The following is a 23986-nucleotide window of genomic DNA, read 5'->3' as shown; positions in this document are numbered from 1 at the left end:
GCATACGGCGTGCCGTCAGTTTATTTCCAGTATTATCTTACTTCCCCAAAACAAGTATAGTACATCCATATTTATTTACAATAACAATATAAAGAATTGTTTGTTTTAATACGAAATTGATTCTTTCGATACCCGAAGAAAACATGAGCAAAGTAACGAGTTAATGTGCTACTTTTACTTTTTATTATCAAAGTAGATAATACCGCCTATGGTAGCGCTTACTTTTGTGTTTTATGTTTGATAATATCAATCAGCCTTCTAACCGTGTGAACGATCAGAAGGCTGATTCTTTAATAAAGTCTTTACTTTAGTAGAAAAAGCATCGATTTTAGTTGCACATCGCTTTTCCCGACTCCCGCGACCAATAATGCTGTAAGGAGATTTTGATCGTATACCGAGTGTGTCAGCAGTTTTGACACTCTAATTTATTGACTGTTTCATCGTGTACCCTACCCGGAATAGACAATTAATGCGTATATGCCTATAAATTATGTAACAGTAAAGCCCAATCAGAAAATACTGATTGGGCTCTATTGCATTTACAAAGCTTAGATTTGGGGAAATAAGCTTATTAGAATAACTACCACTGACTAGGTTCCTTCGCTCCCGCCAGTTTTATCCTCCTCACATGTTACCATGCAAGTCCAAACGGCTGACGATCGACACTACTATGAACCCGCTGCCATCTTACCGGCATCTTCGGTGCTGAAACACCTCTTCCGACAAGACTTCAAACGTTCCGTTACGTCCATCCCTTGTTTTGACAACCGTAGGTCTCCACTATCCAGGCGTGAGAAAGACTAGTTTAACAGTCAATTATACTAATCTCCTATTACCATTTCAGATCATAGGATGAGTGCCGAACCCCTAGCTTAATTTCGCGACACCCACTACCTCACCCTGCCTACACGGATTCGTCTTCCTGACCGTAGTTGCCTTTTAAAGAGCCCCGCCTCAGTTCGACTGAGTACGACTTCACCTGACTTAGTCCCTTTTGCGAATTCAGCGCATCACTGGACCCAGGAGGATTAGGCACTTGCATATAGACTGTTTGGCAAGAATCGGAACTTCACCGAATAATTGGAACATAACAGTTAGAATAATGACCTCATAGAACAAAAACTAATTAAAGTATAGTCTATGAGGTCAAATTCCACTAATTTCGCTAGTACACTAGCTTATATAGTAACGTTTCGTTTAGTTTTATTGAGGAGTCAAGTTTACTTTTACTTCTTTAGTAATTCCACCGATATTAACTTTTACAGTTAACTCAGCTTTAGATACATTATCAGCCAATTGTGCTTGAGCTGCATACGTACCGTTATTTGTGATGTTCACTTCAGAAGCGTTTGCAGGTACGATTGTTACCTTAGCTGTATCAGGAGTCGCTTTAAGAACTTTCGCTCCGAACTGATCAGTTGTTACCACTTGGATAACCTTGTCATTTTGCATTGCAGTTGCAATAGTGAAAGTACCTTTTGCATCTACAGGCATAGTGATTTCTTTCGCCACTTCTACATTAGATTGTTCTGAAGTGAAGATGAAGTCTTTTACTACTGGAGCTGCATTAGAAATCTTGTACGTCTGTTCTACTGTTGAACCGTCGTTGTTGATTGTGAATGTCACTTTAACATCACGCTCAGAAACTTTTTTACCGTCAACTGTAAATACAGCTTCAAGATCTTTAGCTGCAACACTTAATTTGCCATCTACAACTTTTACTCCAGAAATGTTTGTAGTTGCTTTGTAATCATTAGCATTAAGTGCTACTTTACCGCCATCTGCAAGTACACCGGAAATTGCTAATGGGTTTGCTTTTTCAGCTTTAACATCAAGAAGTCCTAATTCTTTTACTTCATAAGATTTGAACTCTTTACCGTCAGTTACTTGAACAGATACTTCAATTGCTGAATCTGGCTTACCAGCTAATTGGATTTTTACTTTGTCAGATCCGTTTTTCTTACCAGTAATGTCTTTGCCGCTTACTGAAAGGATATCTGAGTTTGTATTCACTTGCTCAACTGTGAAATCTCCAACTTTTGCAGCTGCAAGGTCACGGCCATACTGATCTTTAACGATTAAATCAGATGCTGTTACAGTTTTAGTTCCTTTAACCACTAGTGGAGATTTAACGCCAGTAATGATTGTCGGTACTGCAGCAGCTTCCAATTTCACGTTAACTGAAGCAGTTTTATTAGTAGAAGAGATAACTAGTACCGTTACGTAGTCTCCTGCTTTTTTGTTTACAGTATCTGCTTTTACGAATGTTTTGCCGTCTTTAACAACAACTTCACCATTTGTAACGCTGATTCCTTTAACTGCAGCTTTCAATACTTTTAGATCCGTGATTTGTTTTCCTTCTTTATCTTGTACAGATAGTGGAAGTAGAACGTCTTCACCAAGGATTGCATTTTCAGGGTTTGATAATGCAACAGCGTCTGTGCGTGTAGTTTCAGCAACTGCGATATCGAAGTTAGCTGTAGCTCCATTTGCAGAAGAAATTAGGATAGCTTTTGTAGCGCCAGCTTTCTTAATGTCAGAGATTTCTACAACTGCTTCGTTAGCGTTACCGATTTTCTTGATTTCAGGCTTCGCTGCTAGTGTTAATACGCTTGAATTAGTATTAGTTACGATCATTTTTTCAACAGCTTTTGCATCTGTAACTTTCTTTCCGTATTGGTCAACCAAGTTAAGCACTAGGTATTGTTTACCTGTTGTATCTTCATTCAACGTTACTGTATTACCTTTTTCATCATAGATTCCTTTAACACCAATTTCCATTACTGCTGATGCTTTAGAAACAGTTACAACTTTAGTTGCTGTAACGCCTGTTGCTTGATGAATTAGTACTACTGGAACTTTTGAATCCGCTTTAATTTCAGATGTTCCGTTTGTAATTTCTACTGTATTTCCTACAATCTTCTGATTATCAGTATCCCCAGTAGTGACCTTGAAATTAGAGTTTGTAGTGACATCTACACCATATTGATCTTTTACGATGAATGATACTGTAGCTTTTTTGCCATCAGCACTTAGTACTGCCAAATCATCCAAGATTTCGATAGAATCAACTTTTTGTGCTTCTACTTTAACTGTGTTAGTAAGTGGTTTTTCAGTTAAGCCAGTGATGTTCACTGTGTAATCTGCAGTCTGAAGTTGTCCAGGAACTTCTAAAGTTACAGATTTCTTATCGTCAGCCCATTTAACTGTAGCATTTTGCTTGAACGTCCCGCGAAGCAATTCAACGTTAGCTTTTGAAGTGTCCTTCACAGCGTTGTTAAATGTAACTGTGATTGTTTTAGAATCTGTTGCCTTTGCAGATGCAACTTTAATATCTTCAGCTTTCACTTCGTCATAGTTCGTTTCTGCTGCCTTGTAAAGGAATGATGCGAACTGTCCACGAGTTGTTGTATTTTTTGGGTTGAATACTGGTGCAGCTGGGTTTGTGATATCGAAGAAGTCTAATACGTCAATAGCCGGACGTGCTTCAGCTTTTGCTTTATTAAGATCTGTAACATCCTTTTTCCAGTCTTGCTCTTTTACATAAGCAACTAGGTCGAAGTCATTTAGTGTGTTTAAAGCACGCACTAATACAACAGCCATGTTTTCACGAGTAATGTTGTCAGCTGGTAAAAGCTTACCATCGTTACCGTTGAATACGCCGTTGTCTTTTACTATTGCAGCCATTTGTAGAAGCTCATCATTAGATTTAGAAGTTAAATCTGTGAAACGTGGGTTAGTTTTGTAATCAGTTGGCACTTTATATCCTTGTGCGATCAACCATTTACCCATTAACTTTGCAACGTCAGAACGTGTAAGAGTTTTGTTCGGTTGGAACGTTCCGTCTGGATATCCTGAGATTACACCAGCGTCAGAAAGTGCGTCGATTGCCGCCTTGTGTGAGTTGTTGTCTTTTACATCTGTAAATTCAGCCGCGAATGCAACTGGTGCTACTGCTGATGCTACTAGTGCAGCTGAAGCAGCCCCTACTACAAACTTGCGATATTTCGTTGGTTGGTTAGCCATTAAATAATTTCCTCCTTGATGATTCTGTTTTTGCCAGTTACTACCTATGTATGAAAGTAGTAGGCATTACATATTAAAGTATAGATAAGAACAAGCTGAAAGTCAATTAAATATTAGTACACATGATAGTCTAATAGTGAGTTTTTCCAAGTAATTCGACTCATATTCTATCGGATAAATAGTCTATAGAAATATTAATATCTTTTTATGTATTGCTCGATATAGTTATTTAGCAATACATATGTTTTTAAACAAACAAAAAAGCTCGAACAGATGGGAACTGTTCAAGCTTTTTTGTTTGCGGTCAACCAACCGTAACGCTTTGCACATATTGTGCTATATACAATGAGGAAATTATTCTTACAAGTGTGATTCTATCATTAACTTAACTAGATTACAAGATAGTAATATAGCTAGGGTAGTGAATATGTAAGAGGAACGGGAGGGGAAAACCTATCCTCCCGATTCATCCCCCACTTAGAGTGAAAAACACCTAATCCGGTTCTTACTTCTTCTTATATACCTCAACCAAAAACTTCGGCAAGTTCATCTGACGCTTGATCCGACTTGGTTCAAGCAACAATCGATATAGCCACTCAGCACCTGCTTTTTGGAATGCTGCCGGCGCTCTTTTAATATTCCCTGCTAGCACATCGAAGGATCCACCTACTCCTTGGAATACTACCGGATGTAGCTGATCGCGGTGTTGTTCAATCCACTGTTCTTGCTTCGGTGAACCCATTGCGACGAACAGTATATCTGGTTTCGCTTGGTTAATCGTGTCGAGTACGACTTGTACATCTTTTTCATAGCCGTGCTGAACACCGGCGATTTGAATGTTCGGATGCATCTCTTGTAATTTTGCTGCTGCTTCTTCCGCCACTCCAGGTTTCGCGCCGTAGAGGAAAATACGTTTTCCTCGCACTGCTGCTTCTTGTACGACACGGTCCATCATGTCGATTCCTGTAACACGAGATCGGATCTGACCTTTTTTTAGCTTAGATGCGAGAATTACGCCAATGCCATCCGGAATTTGAAATTCCGCTCGGTTAAGTAATGCTTTCAGCTCTGGATCTTCTTTTGCTTTCATGAGCTTTTCCGGATTGATCGCCACGATGAGTGATTTCTTTCCTGCTTCGATATTCTCAAAGACTTTTGGAATGAGGTCATCGTAGTTCTCGGTGTTGACGGAGACGCCTAGTATTTCTTCTTTCATTTATATAGCTGCCCCTCTTTTTTGCCATCTCCTAATTTGAAGAAGCGATATTCCGCTTGCTCCCATTTATCTGCTTGGAGAGCATTTTTCGTATCCAACATGATCGGTCTCGGCTGCTTCGTCTGCAACTCTGCTGGATTCAATTCCTTGAATTGGTCATGGTCTGTAGTTAATAGAAGAAGATCAGCAGTACCGATTGCTTCTTCAAGTGTAGCAACTTGCGTCGAATGTTGTAATTCCTTGATATGCGGATCGAATGATACGACGTCAAGACCAAGTTCTAGCAGTGAATCAATGACTTTCGTTGATGGGCTTTCGCGCATGTCGTCGACGTTGCCTTTGAACGCAAGACCAAGAACCGCCACTTTACCGTTTTCGATATGGTATTCCTGTAGCAAACGCTGTGCGCGCTTCGCCGTATACATTGGCATACCATCGTTTGTTAGACGTGCTTTTTTGATGATGTCCGCTTTTTCAGGTGCTAGTTCCACTAAGAACCATGGATCGACTGCGATACAGTGACCGCCGACGCCTGGACCTGGTGTATGGATATTGACGCGTGGGTGGAAGTTTGCAAACTTAATTGCTTCCCAAATGTCTACGTCGATACCTTCTGCTATTTTTGCTAGTTCATTTGCGAATGCAATGTTTACGTCGCGGTACGTGTTTTCCATGACTTTAACGAGTTCTGCTGTAGTAGCGTCCGTTAGATGGATCGTTCCTTTGACGAACACTTTGTAAAGATCTTTCGTCATTTCTGCTGACTTCGCATTGATTCCGCCAACGATACGGTCGTTGTTGACGAGTTCTTCGAAGATCTTACCTGGAATGACGCGTTCAGGTGAGTGAGAGACAAATAGCTCTTCACCGATGATTAGATCCGTTTTACGTAATTCAGGCAACATAATGTTTTCGACAGTCTTTGGTGGGACTGTTGATTCCAAGATCACCAGCGCGCCTTTTTTGACGAATGGCACAATCGATGCGGTTGCCGCACGGATGAATTCCAAGTTCGCTGTGTTGTCCGGGTTGATCGGTGACGGGACCGCGATGATGTAGACATCTGCTTCTACTGGTGTAGTCGATGCTTGGAAGTGTCCTGCGTCTACGGCTTTCTCCAAACGCTCTTGCAGGCCGTTTTCTTCTATATGTAGTTGTTTGTTGTTGATGAGATTGACGACGCGTTCGTTACGGTCGACGCCGTGTACTTGCAGGCCGCTGTTTGCAAACATGACGGCAGTTGGGAGGCCGATATAACCTAGGCCTACTACGCATAATTTCTTTTCCATAGTGTATGATACCTTCGCTTTCTTAATTTAGGTTGTGGTTAGTAAAAGCCTGGGTAGACTTTGGATTGGGTATTGGATCTGCACTACAGGCGGACGCTTTCCTGCGGGCATGGCTTGAGCCTCCTCGTCCGCTTTGCTCCCTGCGGGGTCTCAAGGCTCATGCTATTCCCGCGGGAGTCGCCGCCTTTCGTTCCGATCCTACTTACAGTGTGGTGGCACAAAGCTACCCCTTTTTTCTTTGTGTCGAGGTCTTCAGTTCAAGATCTCAATACATTTAAACTCAAAGAGAAAGGATGAATCTCTTCATCCCTGGATTTTAATAGTTGCTTTAAAAATGATAGAGTACACTAGTATTTACGCTCTTCCTCAAAAACTCCAAAAGAATACACAGTGGATCGTAAGCGGAAGGCGGCGAGTGCAAAGATGTGCTCCTAACGCTGCGCTTACACTCGCAAAAGCCGTTCTTCGTAACGGCTCTCCCGATGGATCAGCTCGATCAGGTGAGACAACCAAAGAGAGCGTAGCGAACTGGTTGGCTCACCGCGAGCCCATGGGAAAGCGTCCGCCTGCAGCGTCGATCCACGTTGCCTTATCCGTCACTCCATCTAATAGAAGTACATAAGGTTTAAATCTATTCTATCTATACAGTATACCAACTTCCATTCATTACGACCAACTTATTTAGCTCGCACTTGCACGGTATAAGGTGTATACGTCCCCTTCACCACATTCAACCCGTTAGCCCCTGCTATGCCCGGGTGAACTACGAGCATATACTCAGCCCCAAGCGCCATCGGTCTCGCTGGCTGGATCGTCATCGTTTTCTCATCACTAGCTTTTTTAGCCGTTTGTATTGAGACGCTTCCGAACTTCACAAGTTCCATCTTGTTAAAACTTTTCGCTGGACCGAAGTTCATTTTTTGCGTGAACTCTACATTGAATACTTTTGATTGCGGTACGTCAGTTGGTCCTTTGGTCAACTTATAACCTTTTGCAACTAAGTCTGATGTGACAAGACGTTTGTGCATACCTGTATGCTCTGTGCCTGATTTCATTTTGATATTCGGCTCGACGCCTTTATGTTGTACGGGCGTTCCTTTAGGTCCTGTGTAGTGACCGGTTGTAAGTTTTAGTGCGCCGCCGTTTTCTAATTCGAATAACGACTGGACGCTACCTTTTCCTTTTGTCGTCTCCCCTACTACGTTCGCTGCGCTTTGGTCTTTGAGGCTGACTGCCACAATTTCAGAAGCGGACGCTGAGTAGCGGTTGACGAGTACGTATGTGTCTACTGGGAATTGATTTTTCGCTGGGACGACGTTACCTGATTGTGTACCCATGCGCGTTTGCAATTTGTACGCTTCTTTTACTTTCGGGAAGAAGCCAAGTAATTGTTCGGCGCTGTCTACGTAGCCGCCACCATTAAAACGTAAGTCGAGAATTAATCTCTCCGCTCCTGCCGCTTTCAAACGTCCCCAGTGGGCGTTGACGTCTTCTTGTAAATGAGCTGAGAACGTCTTGATTTTCAAATACCCGACGTTTCCGTACATCATATGTGAACTCACATTATCTTGATTGTACGGCGCCGGGATAGCTGCGACTTGCGTGGGTGCTTTGACGCTTGCGTATTGATTGAGATACTCATTATATTCAGCTGGCGTCATGTACACCGAGTATTCATCGAGCTGACGTACGACTTCGGTGACATTTCTCGCACTGCGAAGATTAGTAGGCTGGTCGCCATAATAGTACAAATCGACAATTTCTTTCACTTCGTCAAGAGTCGCGGCTTCGGTGACGGGTGTTATGCAGAGCCAGGCGAAAATAGCTACTACTGCAATAAGGGTTTGTTTCATTGCGCTTCCTCCTTTATTCGGTGGGGTTGGTAAAAGTATGTATCTTTTCACTATACCCTATACACCAGCGGTTAAGCGGCTAACTATAATTATTTTTTCGAATATAGTGTCACCCAATAGATTTTACCATCTGGATCGGGTGCCGTGCCTGCTCCCATATGCGTAAATACCGGACTTAGGAGATTCTCCTTATGCGCAGGCGACCCTAACCAAGCATTGGTGATTTCCATCGCGTCAGTGAATCCTCCACCAATATTTTCACCGAATGCCGTCCAGCTATAGTCGAACTTCCCAAGCAATTCCTCAGTCGTTCCGTATGTTGGCGTGATATGCGACAGTTCTCCAAGTTTCGCTAAATCTTCTGCTCTTGCACTAGCAATTCGGTTGAGTGCGGGATCCGCTAGCAAATTGCCAACTTTGGCGTCTTTTCTTTTAAGGTTCACATTGATGATTGACTGTGCCGCTAATGAAGGCTGCACCGGTTCTGGTTTAGGCGGTACAGGTGTCGGTTTTGGCGCTGGTGGTTTTGGAGTTGGCTTTGGTGGTACTGGTTTCGGTTTTTCAGGTGCTGGCTTCGGTGGTACTGGCTTTGGCTTTTCAGGTGCCGGTTTTTGATTATCAGGATTCGGCTTAATCAAATTTTTATCTTTATCGACATAACCCTTCTTTTGATTATCATACGTAATCAATCCACTTTTGCGATTTTCATCAAATTGCATCGTGCGGTACAAGAATGCCGCCATTTGGCCACGCGTGACTGGGTCATTTGGATTGAACTTCCCACCCGGACGCGTCGTAGTGATATTGAGCTCGGCAATCGTAATAATGTATTCATATGCCCCACTGCTCTTATGGACATCATCAAAAATAATAAAATCATTATCATCCGTGACGATGTGATAGCCAAGGACTAATAGTTTCGCCATTTGTCCGCGAGTTAGTGGTTTATTCGGATTGAATTTCTCCGCGTTCTTAAACAAGCCCCGCTGTGTCAACGCGCGGATATGCTCATACGACCCATTGTCTTTCGTTACATCCTTAAAATCCATTTTATACGCATGGCTTGGTTTCGCCCCAATGGAAACCGCAATCATCTTGGCCGCCTGAGCTCGCGTGACCGGTTTGTTCAGACGATATGTATTGTCGGCATACCCTTTAATGATGTCATTGGCTGCCATATACGTAACGGCATCGTAGGCATAATGTTTCTCGGGCACGTCTTTAAAAGTCACGGCCTTCGCGGCTTCAACCGGTACAGGATTAGCGATTCCCATTGCAGATACCGCGACCGTCGTAGCTATAGTACTTAAGAATAATATTTTGTTATTAACTAGACTCATATAAACGTCCTCCTTTTGTTAAAGTATACGGGATTTGGCAGGTGTTTTGGTAGGGGTATTGGTGAAATATGTTAGATGATTTTGCTTTTTGTCGATTGGGGGTGGATGTGAGGCTGGTTTATGAGCGGTTGGGTGGTCGGTATGAGCGGATATTTGTCCGGATTGAGCGGATTACTAGCTTGATAGAGCGTTTGAATGGGGGGATAGAGCATTGAGTGGGTTGGATAGAGCGGATCGACGTGAAGATTGAGCGGATAGCGAGAAACATTGAGCGTGCAGGAGTTTAGGAGAGCAGCGTCACCTTATGAGCGGTTGGCCGATGGGTATGAGCGGATTTTCGACTTCATAGAGCGGAGTTCTGTCTGGATAGAGCGTTTAATTGGGTGGATAGAGCATTGAGTGGGTTGGATAGAGCGGATCGACGTGAAGATTGAGCGGATAGCGGGAAACATTGAGCGTGCTGGAGTTTAGGAGAGCAGGGTCCCCTCACGAGCGGTTGGCCGATGGGTATGAGCGGATTTTCGACTTCATAGAGCGGAGTTCTGTCTGGATAGAACGTTTAATTGGGTGGATAGAGCATTGAGTGGGTTGGATAGAGCGGATCGGCTTGGAGATTGAGCGGATAGCGGGAAACATTGAGCGTGCTGGAGTTTAGGAGAGCAGGGTCCCCTTATGAGCGGTTGGCCGATGGGTATGAGCGGATTTTCGACTTCATAGAGCGGTGTTCTGTCTGGATAGAGCGTTTGATTGGATGGATAGAGCATTGAGTGGGTTGGATAGAGCGGATCGGCTTGGAGATTGAGCGGATAGAGAAAAATATTGAGCACGCACAATGTTTTTCATTAAGAAGCCAGCGCATGGAAAGCTTATGCGCTGGTTTGATTGCTTTACAAATTCAGCTTTTCTGTTTGGAGAAGTCTCGGAGAGAGTTGGTAGATGGCGTTGCGCTTTTTACCGGTCATTTCTGTGAAGGGGTTGGCTAGCATTCGTTTCGCTATGTGGCGGGAGTGGATGTTGGTAAAGTGGCGGAATTGCCGATTCGTGAGTTGCGCGCCGCCAATGCAATACCATTCCGCTAGCGTGGCATGATGGGCGTGGCGATCGATTTGGCCACACGCACGGCATTGCCAACTTCTAGTCCGCCACAGCATCGTTAATTGCTCGCAATTCGAGCACGTGACACCACTTGCTAGATCTTTTATGGAAAGTGCATATTTATCGATCAGTGGAAACGGATCGTAGTGGCGGTGTGTCTTTAAGAGTTCATTCGCTAACTTCTTGATTTGATTGGCGTTTAAAATATCTTCTTTCATTTCTAAATTCCTTAAACGATTGGGAATTTCATAAGAGAATACGAGCCGATGGGATGATGTGTTTTCAATGGTGAGTTCGTTTTGGTAAGCGAAGACGATGTAGTCGACGAGGGGGATGTCGATGTTGCGTGCTTTTAGCCAGCTGCCGAAGTAGTGTTTTTTGCGTTCCATTTCTTCGATCGGGCTTCTTAAAACGGTGCGTTCCCCGTTGATTGATTCGCGAATGAATTGTGTCGGGTTTTGTTTGATGTGTAATTTACCTGCGATGTTTTTAATTTCGAACAGAATAATCACACTTGGGGTAATCAAGATGGAATCGATTTGGAAATAGGCATGCTCGTGTTTCAGGAAAATGTCGTGGAGGATGGCGTGCGGATACGGCGGAATGAAGTCTCGTAACTGATAGTCGAATTCCCTCTCCCCTCCGAAGCCCGCTTTGCCGTTGTAGAAGTCGGTGCGGATTTTTTCGTACTTGTCGTGATTGACAGGCAAGCGTTTGAGAAGCGCCTGTTGACCGATGATCAATTTGGGAATCGTGCGCGTTTTGTAGAGTATGTTGTTTCACCTCCCTATTATGGATTGTGGGGCGTGTATTCATTGTAGCAAGAGTGTGAGTTGTTGGGAAGTATTGGGAGAAATTCGATTTTGAGTGGATTTTTAGGGGTGAAATTAGATTTTGGGGTGGTTTTGTTGAGGAGAATTCAAAACTCAGGGGTTAAATGGAGGTTTCCAGTGTGTATTTGTTTAAAAATATGTCTTTAGTCATGTGGATTTTAGGGGTTGTGAGCGGTTTATTGGCTTGATAGAGCGCTGGTTCGTTTTAATAGAGCGGATTGATGGCCATATAGAGCGAGCGGGCGTGGGGATTGAGCGGATAACAACTTATATAGAGCGTTTAAAGAAAAGTTTGAGCGCGGCACAGCGGCGGCTTCGCCTTGCTTAATTTAGTTCAATGTCCACGTGATCAAACCACCACAATAAACGAAAAAAACTGCCCCTAAAGGGCAGTTTTTTATCGTTTAATTAAATAGCGTACATAGTTTTGCCAAGGTGTCGTTTTCCATTTATTCCATTCCGGTAGATAGAGCGGAAGTGGGTGGAAGACAGATTGGTGCTCGAGACTGCTGTCCAGATCTTCGTTGTGCAATGCGACCATTCCTGGTTCGACGCCTGTTGCGAGGACTGTTCGATCAAGGGATGTGAATGGTGCGTCGACGATGTTTTGGACTGCTCGTCCGTTGTTGTCTAGCGTCCATACTTTTGCATTGTTCTCGTATTTATCTGTTAGCCAGTTCGTTTTAACACTCACCACTTGGTTGGCTTCGTTCGTTTGAATAAACGTGTTGACGTTTGTGCCGAACGGCAAGTTCATTTGCTCGTCGTACGGTGCAACGCGTACTTCGTAATATGCTAGTGGATTGTCTTTTTGTGTATTGCCTAAGGCTTTATACGCTTCTAGCCATTCGTCTTCTTTCGCAGGCACTTTGGATACCGATACGATGACTCCATTAATGGTCGAAATGTCATTCGGATAGTCCGGTGTGATGCGTTCTTGGACTTCTGCTAGTTTCTTTTCTTTATTCGTTAAAGCAGGTTTACCTTCAGGAGAATCGTTTACTTCTGGATTGGAAATAGTGCCATCCGGGTTCGTGATTGTTCCATCAGGATTTGTTGTTGCATCATCTGGATTCGGCGTAGCTTCAGGTGTTGCATCGGGATTGGTCGTGCTATCCGTATTCGGAGTCTCTGTAGTTGGCGCTGTCTCCGTATCTGGTTTGTTTTCCGTACCTGAATTATTATTCGAACTGTCGATGCTGCTGTCTGGTGTAGATACCGGTGCATCCGGCTTATCAACTGAGCCGTCCGGGTTTCCGGATGTGCCGTCGAAATTTTCTTCCGGAGCATTTGATCCATCGTTTGAATTAACGGCTGGCGGTTCTGCATCTGTTCCGTCGATTTCCGTTTTCGGATCATCGTACGGTACGGTGCTTGGTGGTACGCCGTCAGCAGATAGAGACGCTACGGATTTACCTTTCGTACTGCTCGTTCCGTCTTCCATACCTTCTGGTTCTACAGGTTCCACTTGATCTTCTGGTTGTTGATTCGGATCAACTTTCGGTGTGAACGGTGTGTGAATCGAGTCATGCTGGATTGTAACCGGCGCGCCCATTTCCACGTTTGGCCATTCGTTGTCGAGAACATATGTGACAATCGTTTGGTCCGTGCTGTAAATATCGATCGATGGTGACTCGCTATCACGTTTGATTGCTACGACATAGCCGCTAACCGGACTGGTCAATGCAGATTCATTCGGGATTTCTGCGAGCTGTGATTCAACAATTTCCGTTTTCCGCTGCACTTCCGCGAGGTCACGTTCTGCTTCCGCAATTGCTTGCGCAAACGTTCCGTCTTCTCTCACTTCAATGCCCACATTCAAATTGACACGCACTTTTTTATCGTCGTTTGTGTCGTAGTAATCGCTGTCGTTTTTCGAACCGCCCGCTGAGGATTGTTCATACTCGAGATTACTGATCGTTTGTGAAATCGAAGACGATTGATTTTGCAACGCGGTTAGTTCCGACTCGAGTTCATTGCGCTTGGAATCGATATGATCCACTTTCAATGAAGCGAGCTCCGTTCCAAAGTCCACTGTCTCCCCTTCTTGAACGAGCCATGAATCAATAGTTTGGTCGTCTTTCAGGTAGATCGTATGCAAATCTTTCGGTGAAATGAACCCTTCTTTGTCGAGCTCTTTCTTGTAGTCATCCGCAGATAGTCGTTCATACTCACCGACGTATTGCGCTTTCGGGATGACACTTTTTTCAGCGAACACCAAATACGTGTTCAATGCTAGGAACGCTGTAACGAGGACCGTCACGATGATATTTTGTGTTCTCATCTTATAGTCCCCCAATCATTAACAAGTTCAACATTTTTTCGATGGGAGCAAAGCCAACTGCCGCAGTGATCAATGCAAAGACCACATGCAAAGCGAGTAACATCCACAATGCGTGCTTGCGGATTCCTTTATGCTCTACAACTTCTTCACCGACAAGTGACGTTTCCACTTTCGAGAAGCTGATGAAGCGATACTGAACCGCCACGATCAATGCAGAGAAAATCGTAAGTTGATTGACAAAAAGAATGATGTACCAATTATCCAAAAATGTGACCGCGAGTGGTCCGAATGAAAGAATCGAAACTGCTGCTGTTTTTCCAGCAACCGCGAAAACCAGGAAATTGATGAGTTTTTCAATTAATAATAACCCCGTGACCACTAGCTGCAACTTCAGCAATGGCTTAAACGGAATTTTCGTCAGCATACTTAAAATCCATGCGACGCCCCAGAAATGGAACGACATATAGATGATGGCCCAGAGTATGGCGCCGACTAATGCGGTGATGCGGCCGATGGTGAATTCATCGAGCGAACCGTTCGCCAAGATATACGTCATCGTTCCTGTATTCATGCCCCACATATCGCGGAGGACGAACAGGATGATGCCCAAAATGAATACGCTAAACACACGGCGTTTGAATCCAGTGACGGTGCTTTGCCCAATTTCAACGGCAAGCCGGTCAGGATAAACTAGTGAACGCCAGTAACCGTAAGTAGAATACATATGTACTTCTCCTTTGCCTCCAACTTATTCGACTAATTATATCAGTTTCTATCTCTCTTACTTTATCAAAAAATGGCGAATTTGCAACGAATGTCTTGTTTTGTTGCAGAAATTGGTAGTATCGTCGAATAAAGTTAGAGAGTGAATTTGTGAGTACAGGGGGATTGAAGCTCCAGTTGGGGACGCTTTCCGGAGGGCGTGGCCCGAGCCGCTTCCCTCGCTTTCAGCTCAGTCCAGGGTCTCGAACTCACGCTGATCCTCCCGGAGTCGCCCCAGCTTCCGCTTCAATCCTATCTTTATAGTGGATGGATGTAGATCACTCACTAGAAATAGTATGTATTTTTTTCCAAATCCAAACTTAGCTCAGTTCAAGTAAAAATCCAACAGAAAAAGCGATTACAAGCAGAACTTCAATGAACCTTGATTAGTATCACCCGCTCAGTTTGCAAGGGATTGGAGCGTAGGAGGGGCGACTCCGGAAGGATCAGCCCGATCAGGTGAGATCACTAAAGAAGCACAGCGACTAGGGGGCTCACCGCGGGCCCTTCGGAACGCGTCCCCTCCGAAGCGCAAATCCCCAACCCAACAACCCGTCAGCCTCTGCCACTAAAAAACCACTAGTCCATTAGATTCATTTAATTATCTGAATGTTTCTAATCTAAAGAAATAGTATATAATAGGAAGTAATAGGGTCGGATGGCTCTAATTACAAAAAGGAGTGATGAGCGATGAACTTAGAGAAGACTATTGAGTTTACATGGCAAGACTTTGCACTAGGCCTGGGCGGATCGGGACTATTCGTAGTGGCGCTCCATTTCCTGACACTATGAGAAAACGTATAACACGACGCACATAAAAACACCTCAACGTCGACGCACATAAATGTGCTTCCAATTGAGGTGTTTTTAACGTTTTCTTGTGATCATCAAATGACACGCAGTCCTTCCATCAACTCCTTGAACAAGAGTTGGTTTTTCGTTTCTAGTGCATAATCTACCATTCTCTCCCAATTATCTTGCTCCAACTTCTCCACCAAACCGTCCGCTTCACGCATGTACTCTTCCTGTAGATGGCCTTCCAATCCCATCGCTCCTTCGAGTATAGTCGACAAATGCAAATGTAAATCGGAAACTAGCAACAATTGATAAAGTGGGATCCGTATAAACCGGTTTCCTCGCTGAAAGACGAATACTTCTCCTAAATTCTCAATCTGCAGACTTTTCGTATTGACAACGATTTCCTTCCCTTCTGCGGGGATGAATTGGAATACCTCATCATTTCGCTTAATCGAGAAATATTGATAAGCGAATACAAGGCGCAAGTTGAATTCTTCTTTCCTGGTGAAAAATGGCTTGATTCGCTGTACGACTAGCATTTCTTCCCCCTCCTCCTCAGTAATTTGAATTTTCCGATTATTATTAATATATCACATTGAAGAGGATTTTGTGCATGATATGAGTCGGAAAGCATCTAATATACCAAGAGAATTTTTCAGAAAACGGTCATAGTGGCGAATCACGCCGGCTTTTTAGGTTATTCATCACGCCCTACAAGAAAGATTTTGGACACCGGCTGATACTCGATGTTTCCCTCTTTCAATTGTTCCAGTAATTGTTCGCTTGCATCAACATTTGTTTTCTCGTAAGAAAAGATCATTTGATTGTTTGTGTAGGAGATGACGACTTGCTTGAAGATCATCTCGTCACGCGTGACGTTATACAAATATGAAACTTTCCCATTCGGATCATGGACGGATTTTTCGGAGTACTGTTCAAGAGACTCGAAGAAACATAGTTCACTGGCAATAACCGGTTCTGGTTTTTGTAATCGGTGACGTAATTGTGGAAAGTGTAGAATCAATTGCACTTTTTCTATCGCTTTCGCCTACTTTCTATTTTTTATCACAATCTTCTCATAATCTTGTAGAAAAACCTCGGAATTGTCATTTCGTCAATTCACATTGTTTAAATGACAATTTCACGAAATACCGGATTCATTTCTTATACGATGGCGAGAAAAACGGGTGATGAGAATGAGTTTCGGAACACAATTACGAGAATACCGCGATGAGTATTTACATATTTCACAAAAGCAGATGGCAGAGGATCTCGGAGTCGACGGTGCGACGATGTCTAGATACGAATCGAGTGAACGGGTTTTCCCGATTTATTTAGTGCCACTTATAAAGAAAATTTATAATATACCGGATGACGTGTTGCTGGCGATGATTTTGGACAAACCGTTAAAGACGGTACGCCCTTTTTCGAATCAGACGCTCGACAGTACCGCCACGTATGAAAAAGGTTTTCTAGCGCAGTATGGATCATTAATTGAAAGCGAGCCACTGTTGAAAGAATTTATTTTACGGGCAAATTCATTGGACCACGAAAACCGCCAGTTGTTGCTGTCAGGCATGTTGAACCTCATGCAGTTGTTCGATAATCAAACAGGTAAATGAAAATGGATTGTTTTTATGCCCCTCAAGTTGTGGTAAAGGACTGAAAAAAACGGTATAATAGGAGGAATGCTTAAGTAAGGAGTGGATTCGGTGGCCATCACTATTGAACGTATCGCAAATATGCACGAATCACAAATCGAAGAATTCATGAATCATATTAAACATACATTTCAACCGTCTGTCCCAGCACAGGCGGAAATTATACGCAAGGCTGCTTCACTTGTACGTATGAACGCAATTGGTGCGTATCGCTACACGGAAACCGAGCAATCCTTAATGGCTAATATTTCGGGTACAGAGTCCGAATTCGCACGTCTTTCTTTCATGACGATGGAACCGTACTGCACTTGTGCCGACGGAGACTGGTGCGCGCATCAGATCGCGGTCGTTTTCCATTTGTACTCGCAGTTTCATTCATTATCCGATTGGCTGAATACATGGCGCCAGTCAGGAACTGTGCAGACACAGTTGTCGATCAATGAGCGGACGCCGGAAGCTTGGTTGAACGCATTATCCGCATTAGTGAAGCCGCTAACCGAGTTGAGTCCGAGTGACGGACCGACCGGATTCTTGCATTATGCTTCAAAAATTGAACACCAGAAGACGCGGCTTTCTCCTTTTGAATGGGAATGGAAGCCGCTCTTTTCGCTGTACTATCAGCTAACGTTATTACGGGCGGCGTGGCCTTTCTTAAAAAGCGAGCTATCGGCCAATGATTCCTATCATTACGGCAAATGGCAGCTGACGATTTGGCTTAATGAACAAATGTCCGAAATTAAAGCGGGTATTAAACAGCTTAGTTCGAAATCACGTCTATTTGAGACGGATGCATTCCATGTGAAGTTGAAAGATTTGATTCATTCATTCGCAATAGACGAAGATGGTTTATTCTCGAAGCGTTTTGAAGCGTTCCGTCTTGTCTATACTGAGCTGTATTCCGATGAAGCTGAATTGACAGAGGAGATTGAACGCCTGCAAAAGGAAACGGCAGAAGACGCGCCATTGTTCCGTGCGTTTCTCTATTTGACGTCGGGACGTTTTGACGAGCTTGATGAAGAACTGAATACTCTAGACGCTACCGCTGTTCCCCAGTGGTTGGCATTTGCGCTCTATGCAAAGGAAGACGAGGATTTTGATATTGTGCAGTCGATTATGTTGCAATTGCTTCCTCATTTAGCTGAGCATTATCAGCAACTTGCGACGCGTAACCGTTCAGCATTTGCTGAGGATATCGATGAGTTACTAGCGCTATCGGATGTTTCAGAAGCGCAACGCGATCAACTATTCCAATCATATGGACCGGAAGCTAGTCGTGCGTATGGCAAGTTTTTATTCGAGCGTAATCGTTACGCCGAATGGGCTGCGCTTATGCATTTAACTCGCGGATCCGTCGATATGATCGATAGCTCGGCGATGAAGACGGCACTCGCGGAAGATTCGCAAGCGGTGTTCCCTCTCATGCATGCCGAAGCATTGAAATTAGTCAAAGAGAAAAATCGAGATAGCTATCGCCGTGCAGTACGTTTGTGGAAGCAAATGAAAACTGCTGCGAAACGCGATGGTCGCAATGAATTTTGGAACCGTTATGTCCATACAGTCCGCCAGCAATTTCCACGTCTGCGTGCACTGATGGAAGAGATGGAGAAAGGAAATCTACTTCTATGACCGATTCGAACATCTTACAACTTTCATTAGAGTTAACGTTACAAGAAGGACAGGACGGCATCTTCGTCGTGTCCGCAAATGTCGCAGGTGAAACGCGCAAGATTGATGCGGACATGTTGGTGTCGTATTTATTTTATTCGGATGAACCTACGATGTACGGCATGCTAGTTGAGCAGCGTGATAATTGGCTCGATGTATCGATCGACATGTTACTGCGCTTGTTTTCGGCTGGTAGTCATCCGTATGTGCAATACTCCGGTGCGACTTCAAGCGATCAACAAGTACTGACAGACATTCGCGAAGCCGCAACGTTGTGGAATGACGCTGCGTTGTTTTCATATGTTGAAGCGACGGAGTCTGGACTGTCGTTTGATCTCGACAAGACCCATCTATCCGAGCAGGCTGGACGCTATATCTCGCTTGCGATGCGTGGACAGATGGCGACGCTTGGTGTCTCGATGGCAGACTTCCCTGCTTTGTTGCCACACTTCAAGCAGTACGGATGGCCGAATACGGAGAAGTCGAAGTTACCGTTCCGCGTAGCCCTTCGTTTGACGGAGCCGGATATCGATGAGACGGATTGGTTGCTTGAGACGATCCTCATTAGTGATCGCGGAGCACAGTGGTCGCCAGCGATTGGTAAAATTGCAGGCTCGATTGAAAATGCTTTGCCAGCGAAACGTAAACCGTATGCAGAAGATATTGAAGAACGCCAAGCCGAGATGGTCGGGATTTTCCGTTCCGTTGAATGGTATGAGCCGAGACAGTTTATGCATGTGCCGTTAAATGATGCACAAGTGCGGATTTTCATTCAGGAAGATCTACCGCTTTGTCAGGCATTTGATTATCCGGTTATTTTGCCAGCTTGGTTAAAGACTGTCACCGAGACAAAGTTGAAGATTCGGACGTCTGCCGGTATGCAGTCGTATCGTTCGTCGGCAAGTCTCGATCAAGTGTTGTCGTTTGATTGGCAGTTTTCACTCGCTGGGGAAAAGATCGACAAAGATCAGTTCCAGAAGATGGTCGATGAGAACCGCGAGTATATCCGCGCAGGCGACGAGTGGTTCCATTTGGATCCCGCGTGGCTGAAACGAATTCGTGAGTTGATGGAGCAAGTGGACGACGGTGAGTGGACAGTGAAAGATTTGCTGTTCAATGAAGTGCCAGAAGAAATTGCGCCTGTTTATGACGAAGAGGAAGAAGACGATCCGTTAGTAGCGTTTTCGATGCAGCAGTCTTTGCGTAAAGTGATGAATATGCTGCATGACAAGAAAGGTTTGCCGCCTGTTCCGGTACCTGAGACGTTGCATGCCGAGTTGCGTCCGTATCAGCAAGAAGGTTTCGAGTGGCTTCATTTCATGCGTGATAATAAATTCGGTGCGGTGTTAGCGGATGATATGGGTCTTGGGAAAACGGTCCAGCTCATAGCGTATTTGCTGTATGTGCATAATTTACCGGAAACGGACTCCCCTTCGCTGATCATTTGCCCGACGAGTGTTATGGGTAACTGGCAGAAGGAGCTTGAGCGTTTCGCGCCTTCATTGAAAGTACATGTACATTACGGAACGAATCGTGCGCGTGAAGAACAGTTTGCGGATATCATAAACAAGCGTCAAGCGCATATTATTTTGACGACGTATGGTACCGCCACGCAAGACGGCGAGATGCTGTCGATGTATGAGTTTGCGAATGTTTCTATTGATGAGGCGCAAAATATTAAAAACTTACAGACGAAGCAGTCTCGCGCAATCCGCAAGTTACGCGGTCGACATCATATCGCGTTGACAGGTACGCCGATCGAGAACCGTTTGTCGGAGTTATGGGCTATTTTCGACTTCATTCATAAAGGGTATCTCGGCAGTTTCCGTAAATTTAGTGAAGAGTTCATCGTGCCGATTGAGCGTGATGATTTGGAAGCGGAGAAACGGAAATTGCGTGCTCGAATTCAGCCGTTCATGATGCGCCGGACGAAGAATGATCCGGAGTTGCGCTTGAACTTGCCTGAGAAGCTCGAGCAAAATGAGTATGTACCGCTGACGCCTGAGCAAGCGGCATTGTATGAGAGTTTTGTTTCGGAGACGAAATTCAAACTTGAGACTTTGACTGGATTTGAGCGTAAAGGCTTGATCTTGAAAATGCTTAGTCGTTTGAAGCAATTATGTAACCATCCGGCATTATTCCTGAAAGAACCGCCAGCCCCTGCTGCCGAGTTGACGACGCGATCCAATAAAATGGCGCGAATCGTTTCGATGGCAGCGGAGATTGCGGCGAACGGTGAGCAATGCTTGATCTTCACGCAGTATATCGGCATGGGGCAGATGATTCGTCAATGCTTGTCGGAGCTGCACGGAATTGACGTGCCGTTCTTGACGGGTAGTATGCCAAAAGGACAGCGTGATGCATTGGTCGAGGCGTTCCAAAACGGGGAATTCCCGATTTTCATCCTGTCATTAAAAGCTGGGGGCACCGGCTTGAATCTGACGCAGGCGAATCACGTATTGCACGCAGACCGTTGGTGGAATCCGGCTGTGGAGAACCAGGCAACGGATCGTGCGTACCGTATCGGGCAGACCAAATTCGTGCATGTGCATAAATTTGTAACTGTCGGGACGATCGAGGAAAAGATTGACGAGATGCTCGTCGAGAAGGCGGCATTGTCAGCTGATTTGATTCATTCGAGTCAGTGGTTGACGGAGCTCAATGATCGAGAGCTCGAGGATTTGCTGACGTTTAATTAATATTGACCATTTGGACCTGTATCGAAATCGGATGCAGGTCTTTTAGTATTCATTTTACATCGGAGGGTAGGAGGAAAGGGTTGGTGTTGATTGTTTCAAGGTAATTGATGCGCTCGTTCAGGTTGGCAATAATGCGGATCAGCTGGCCAATCTGGTCTTCAAGACGCTGGATATCTTGTTTTTGCGCGACTATAGGTGTGCTGTGCATGTGGGCTTCATCCTTTCTATGAGCGGGTATGTAATGCCGTCAGCCCGCTTCGTGGAAGTGGTCTCCGACAAAACGAGCGACGGATGAGTTGGCGTAAAATTGATTCAGTTCCTATGCTGAATGTACTCCCGGCATCACAGAGGATTGGGTCCCCACCCGCTCTTGCTTCTGCCGAGTCATGCTAGTTGGCGAATATGCTTGTAGTGTCGTGTAGTTTTCTCTTTTTTCATTTCTCTTCAGTTGTGTGTCATCCATTTCTTTTCAGGAATTGATCAGTAACGGATGTGCGACGGCGGATCTGCCCTGGTCCCCTCCCCTTTCGTTTTGGAACTGGTTAGAAAATAGGTAGTGCGGTTTCGGCTGGTTTCGCTTCTTCAAAACGTTTGGGCTCAGTAGATGAATGCGTTTTCATTTTTGCGTGTTGTGTTTTTGGTGATTTCGACAAGAAGCGGATCTCATTGCACATGACTTCCGTGACATATACTTTCGACCGATCTTCGCGTTCGTAGTTCCGGGTCTGAATACTTCCACTGACGCCTACGAGTGATCCCTTGCCACAGTGACGGACTAGGTTTTCGGCGGATCGTCCCCAGACGGAGCACAACACAAAGTCGGTTGCCACTTCCCCGTTTGCGTTTTTGAAGCTGCGATTGATAGCGAGGACGAACGTGGTGTTGACACGTCCTGATGCGTGTTCTTTTAATACGAGGTCTTTGGTGATGCGCCCTACTAAAGCCACTTGGTTCACGAGTTGGTTCCTCCTTTCTTTGTGCTGCCCTTATCGTAATCTACATAGGATCTTATTGGCAAAGCGGCAAAATTGAATTTTGATAGGATTTTCGGCGTGGTTTTTCAATTTTCATTCGAAGGAATTTCGGGGTTTTCGCGGTGGTATGCGATTTCTGTATGACGAGCAATACGGCATTTTTGAATTCTCGAGTATTTTGAGATTTTTATGCTATACTTGGGAAAATTGTACCGAGGTGATGGAATTGAAGACGTTTAAAATGATTTCGGTGGAAGTGGTTCAGGAGAGCGGCGTGCTTGCCTTTCCGCTGTTTGACGGCATTATCATCAACCAGGAGAACAGTCATCGCTTGTGGGTGCTTGAGCTTTTCATTGACGCCAAGCATAAGGACATTATGGATAAGTGGAAAGTTGAGGAGACGTTGCTGACCGTGCGCGTCGTGATTTCGTATCCTGGCAACGAGCCCGCTTCGTTCGATGTGGCGGTGGAAAACTGGCGTCAAATTGGCGACCGGATTTCCGTGTTAATGAAGGGCCGTTTGAAGCGTGTCCGATCGAAGTATCCGGAACATTTGTTAGAAGAGTTGCTGGATGAAGGTTTGGAAGGCGATGCGTTGCTCGAGCAATTCCAAACCGCTATGTGGGATCGGCCGAGGTTGAAGCGTGATACGGAGCTTGATGAGATGACGAAGTTGTGATGGGGTTTGATGGATGGATGATTGCGATGGATGGGCTACCCTTGTTTGGGTGGCTTTTTTGGTTTTGGGGTGCTGGGGATTGAGCGGTTACGAGGCTACATAGAGCACTCGTACACTGGCATTGAGCGGACAGGCGGATGTATAGAGCACTCGCCGAAGTGCATTGAGCGAATGGCGCGTGCGATAGAGCGCTTGGGAGGATACATAGAGCGGCTCGCGGAGTTTGAGCGGTTACGACACTACATAGAGCACTCGTACACTGGCATTGAGCGGATAGGCGGATGCATAGAGCACTTGCCGAAGTGCATTGAGCGAATGGCGCGTGCGATAGAGCGCTTGGGAGGATGTATTGAGCGGCTCGCGGAGTTTGAGCGGATAACGTCTTACATAGAGCACTCGCATACTGGCATTGAGCGGATAGGCGGATGTATTGAGCACTTGCGGCAGTGCATTGAGCGAATGGCGCGTGCGATAGAGCGCTTGGGAGGATGTATTGAGCGGCTCGCGGAGTTTGAGCGGTTACGACACTACATAGAGCACTAGCATACTGGCATTGAGCGGATAGGCGGATGTATTGAGCACTTGCCGAAGTGCATTGAGCGAATGGCGCGTGCGATAGAGCGCTTGGGAGGATACATAGAGCGGCTCGCGGAGTTTGAGCGGTTACGACACTACATAGAGCACTAGCATACTGGCATTGAGCGGATAGGCGGATGTATAGAGCACTTGCCGAAGTGCATTGAGCGAATGGCGCGTGCGATAGAGCGCTTGGGAGGATACATAGAGCGGCTCGCGGAGTTTGAGCAGATATC

17 protein-coding genes are annotated in these 23986 nt (G+C 45.0%); 5 read left to right on the top strand and 12 right to left on the bottom strand.

Going from position 1 to position 23986, the window contains the following annotated elements; all coding sequences use genetic code 11:
- Nucleotides 1–1203: 1203 nt before the first annotated feature.
- From CSV68_RS05305 to CSV68_RS05295, 3 genes are all read right to left on the bottom strand, one after another.
- A complete protein-coding gene (locus tag CSV68_RS05305; protein WP_099661601.1) occupies nucleotides 1204–4026 on the bottom strand; it encodes an S-layer homology domain-containing protein in 2823 nt (940 codons plus the stop codon).
- A gap of 505 nt (nucleotides 4027–4531) precedes the next feature.
- Entirely contained in the window at nucleotides 4532–5242 is a 711-nt protein-coding gene (locus CSV68_RS05300) for a WecB/TagA/CpsF family glycosyltransferase (RefSeq protein WP_099661600.1), read from the bottom strand.
- On the bottom strand, nucleotides 5239–6531 hold the full coding sequence (locus tag CSV68_RS05295) for a nucleotide sugar dehydrogenase (RefSeq protein WP_099661599.1): 1293 nt from the start codon (nucleotides 6529–6531) through the stop codon (nucleotides 5239–5241). The genes CSV68_RS05300 and CSV68_RS05295 overlap by 4 nt, the downstream gene beginning before the upstream one ends.
- Nucleotides 6532–6946: 415 nt before the next feature.
- On the opposite strand from CSV68_RS05295, the gene CSV68_RS17050 reads away from it, so the two are divergent.
- Nucleotides 6947–7153 carry a hypothetical protein gene (locus tag CSV68_RS17050; RefSeq protein ID WP_143560987.1) on the top strand — a complete coding sequence of 69 codons (207 nt, stop codon included), beginning with the start codon at nucleotides 6947–6949 and terminating at the stop codon, nucleotides 7151–7153.
- Nucleotides 7154–7208: 55 nt separating this feature from the next.
- On the opposite strand, the gene CSV68_RS05290 is transcribed toward CSV68_RS17050, so the two are convergent.
- From CSV68_RS05290 to CSV68_RS05260, 7 genes are all read right to left on the bottom strand, one after another.
- Nucleotides 7209–8384 carry a S41 family peptidase gene (locus CSV68_RS05290; protein WP_099661598.1) on the bottom strand — a complete coding sequence of 392 codons (1176 nt, stop codon included), beginning with the start codon at nucleotides 8382–8384 and terminating at the stop codon, nucleotides 7209–7211.
- 89 nt (nucleotides 8385–8473) lie between these two features.
- The gene (locus tag CSV68_RS05285; protein WP_099661597.1) at nucleotides 8474–9724 is read right to left on the bottom strand and encodes a CAP and S-layer homology domain-containing protein; all 1251 of its coding nucleotides are present in this window, start codon (nucleotides 9722–9724) and stop codon (nucleotides 8474–8476) included.
- Nucleotides 9725–10611: 887 nt separating this feature from the next.
- Nucleotides 10612–11562 (bottom strand): nuclease-related domain-containing protein, encoded by a 951-nt coding sequence (locus CSV68_RS05280; protein ID WP_158233494.1) that lies wholly within the window; start codon nucleotides 11560–11562, stop codon nucleotides 10612–10614.
- A gap of 487 nt (nucleotides 11563–12049) precedes the next feature.
- Nucleotides 12050–13936: a hypothetical protein gene (locus CSV68_RS05275; RefSeq protein ID WP_099661595.1), complete on the bottom strand. Its 1887-nt coding sequence runs from the start codon at nucleotides 13934–13936 to the stop codon at nucleotides 12050–12052.
- Between the two features lies 1 nt (nucleotide 13937).
- Nucleotides 13938–14660, bottom strand: coding sequence for a hypothetical protein (locus CSV68_RS05270; RefSeq protein WP_099661594.1), 723 nt, complete (start codon nucleotides 14658–14660; stop codon nucleotides 13938–13940).
- Between the two features lie 925 nt (nucleotides 14661–15585).
- The gene (locus tag CSV68_RS05265) at nucleotides 15586–16035 is read right to left on the bottom strand and encodes a transcriptional regulator (protein WP_099635620.1); all 450 of its coding nucleotides are present in this window, start codon (nucleotides 16033–16035) and stop codon (nucleotides 15586–15588) included.
- A gap of 158 nt (nucleotides 16036–16193) precedes the next feature.
- Nucleotides 16194–16526 carry a hypothetical protein gene (locus CSV68_RS05260; RefSeq protein ID WP_099661593.1) on the bottom strand — a complete coding sequence of 111 codons (333 nt, stop codon included), beginning with the start codon at nucleotides 16524–16526 and terminating at the stop codon, nucleotides 16194–16196.
- 166 nt (nucleotides 16527–16692) lie between these two features.
- Between CSV68_RS05260 and CSV68_RS05255 the strand changes: the two genes are divergently transcribed.
- From CSV68_RS05255 to CSV68_RS05245, 3 genes are all read left to right on the top strand, one after another.
- The gene (locus CSV68_RS05255) at nucleotides 16693–17118 is read left to right on the top strand and encodes a helix-turn-helix transcriptional regulator (RefSeq protein ID WP_099635618.1); all 426 of its coding nucleotides are present in this window, start codon (nucleotides 16693–16695) and stop codon (nucleotides 17116–17118) included.
- A gap of 90 nt (nucleotides 17119–17208) precedes the next feature.
- Nucleotides 17209–18783, top strand: a complete 1575-nt coding sequence (locus CSV68_RS05250) for a hypothetical protein (RefSeq protein WP_099661592.1) — start codon at nucleotides 17209–17211, stop codon at nucleotides 18781–18783.
- Nucleotides 18780–21521: a DEAD/DEAH box helicase gene (locus tag CSV68_RS05245; RefSeq protein WP_099661591.1), complete on the top strand. Its 2742-nt coding sequence runs from the start codon at nucleotides 18780–18782 to the stop codon at nucleotides 21519–21521. The genes CSV68_RS05250 and CSV68_RS05245 overlap by 4 nt, the downstream gene beginning before the upstream one ends.
- A 49-nt stretch (nucleotides 21522–21570) precedes the next feature.
- Here the strand turns inward: CSV68_RS05245 and CSV68_RS17130 are convergent, their stop codons facing one another.
- Both CSV68_RS17130 and CSV68_RS05240 read right to left on the bottom strand, forming a co-directional pair.
- The gene (locus CSV68_RS17130; protein WP_158233493.1) at nucleotides 21571–21729 is read right to left on the bottom strand and encodes a hypothetical protein; all 159 of its coding nucleotides are present in this window, start codon (nucleotides 21727–21729) and stop codon (nucleotides 21571–21573) included.
- A 334-nt stretch (nucleotides 21730–22063) separates the two neighbouring features.
- Complete coding sequence (locus CSV68_RS05240) at nucleotides 22064–22477, bottom strand: single-stranded DNA-binding protein (protein ID WP_099635615.1); 414 nt, start codon at nucleotides 22475–22477, stop codon at nucleotides 22064–22066.
- A gap of 244 nt (nucleotides 22478–22721) precedes the next feature.
- Between CSV68_RS05240 and CSV68_RS05235 the strand changes: the two genes are divergently transcribed.
- Nucleotides 22722–23174 carry a YwpF family protein gene (locus CSV68_RS05235; protein ID WP_099635623.1) on the top strand — a complete coding sequence of 151 codons (453 nt, stop codon included), beginning with the start codon at nucleotides 22722–22724 and terminating at the stop codon, nucleotides 23172–23174.
- Nucleotides 23175–23986: the final 812 nt, after the last annotated feature.

This window comes from Sporosarcina sp. P29 (assembly GCF_002743265.1).
In the GTDB taxonomy this organism is placed as follows: Bacteria; Bacillota; Bacilli; order Bacillales_A; family Planococcaceae; genus Sporosarcina.
The sequence above is the reverse complement of the archived record's forward strand: the minus strand, read 5'-3'. Positions and strand labels throughout refer to the sequence as shown.

What these genes read in the sequence shown, in the direction of transcription:
- CSV68_RS05300 (WP_099661600.1), bottom strand. Translation starts at nt 5,242, where the DNA reads ATGAAAGAAGAAATACTAGGCGTCTCCGTCAACACCGAGAACTACGAT.
- CSV68_RS05275 (WP_099661595.1), bottom strand. Translation starts at nt 13,936, where the DNA reads ATGAGAACACAAAATATCATCGTGACGGTCCTCGTTACAGCGTTCCTA.
- CSV68_RS05290 (WP_099661598.1), bottom strand. Translation starts at nt 8,384, where the DNA reads ATGAAACAAACCCTTATTGCAGTAGTAGCTATTTTCGCCTGGCTCTGC.
- CSV68_RS05245 (WP_099661591.1), top strand. Translation starts at nt 18,780, where the DNA reads ATGACCGATTCGAACATCTTACAACTTTCATTAGAGTTAACGTTACAA.
- CSV68_RS05305 (WP_099661601.1), bottom strand. Translation starts at nt 4,026, where the DNA reads ATGGCTAACCAACCAACGAAATATCGCAAGTTTGTAGTAGGGGCTGCT.
- CSV68_RS05270 (WP_099661594.1), bottom strand. Translation starts at nt 14,660, where the DNA reads ATGTATTCTACTTACGGTTACTGGCGTTCACTAGTTTATCCTGACCGG.
- CSV68_RS05295 (WP_099661599.1), bottom strand. Translation starts at nt 6,531, where the DNA reads ATGGAAAAGAAATTATGCGTAGTAGGCCTAGGTTATATCGGCCTCCCA.
- CSV68_RS05265 (WP_099635620.1), bottom strand. Translation starts at nt 16,035, where the DNA reads ATGCTAGTCGTACAGCGAATCAAGCCATTTTTCACCAGGAAAGAAGAA.
- CSV68_RS17130 (WP_158233493.1), bottom strand. Translation starts at nt 21,729, where the DNA reads ATGCACAGCACACCTATAGTCGCGCAAAAACAAGATATCCAGCGTCTT.
- CSV68_RS05285 (WP_099661597.1), bottom strand. Translation starts at nt 9,724, where the DNA reads ATGAGTCTAGTTAATAACAAAATATTATTCTTAAGTACTATAGCTACG.
- CSV68_RS05255 (WP_099635618.1), top strand. Translation starts at nt 16,693, where the DNA reads ATGAGTTTCGGAACACAATTACGAGAATACCGCGATGAGTATTTACAT.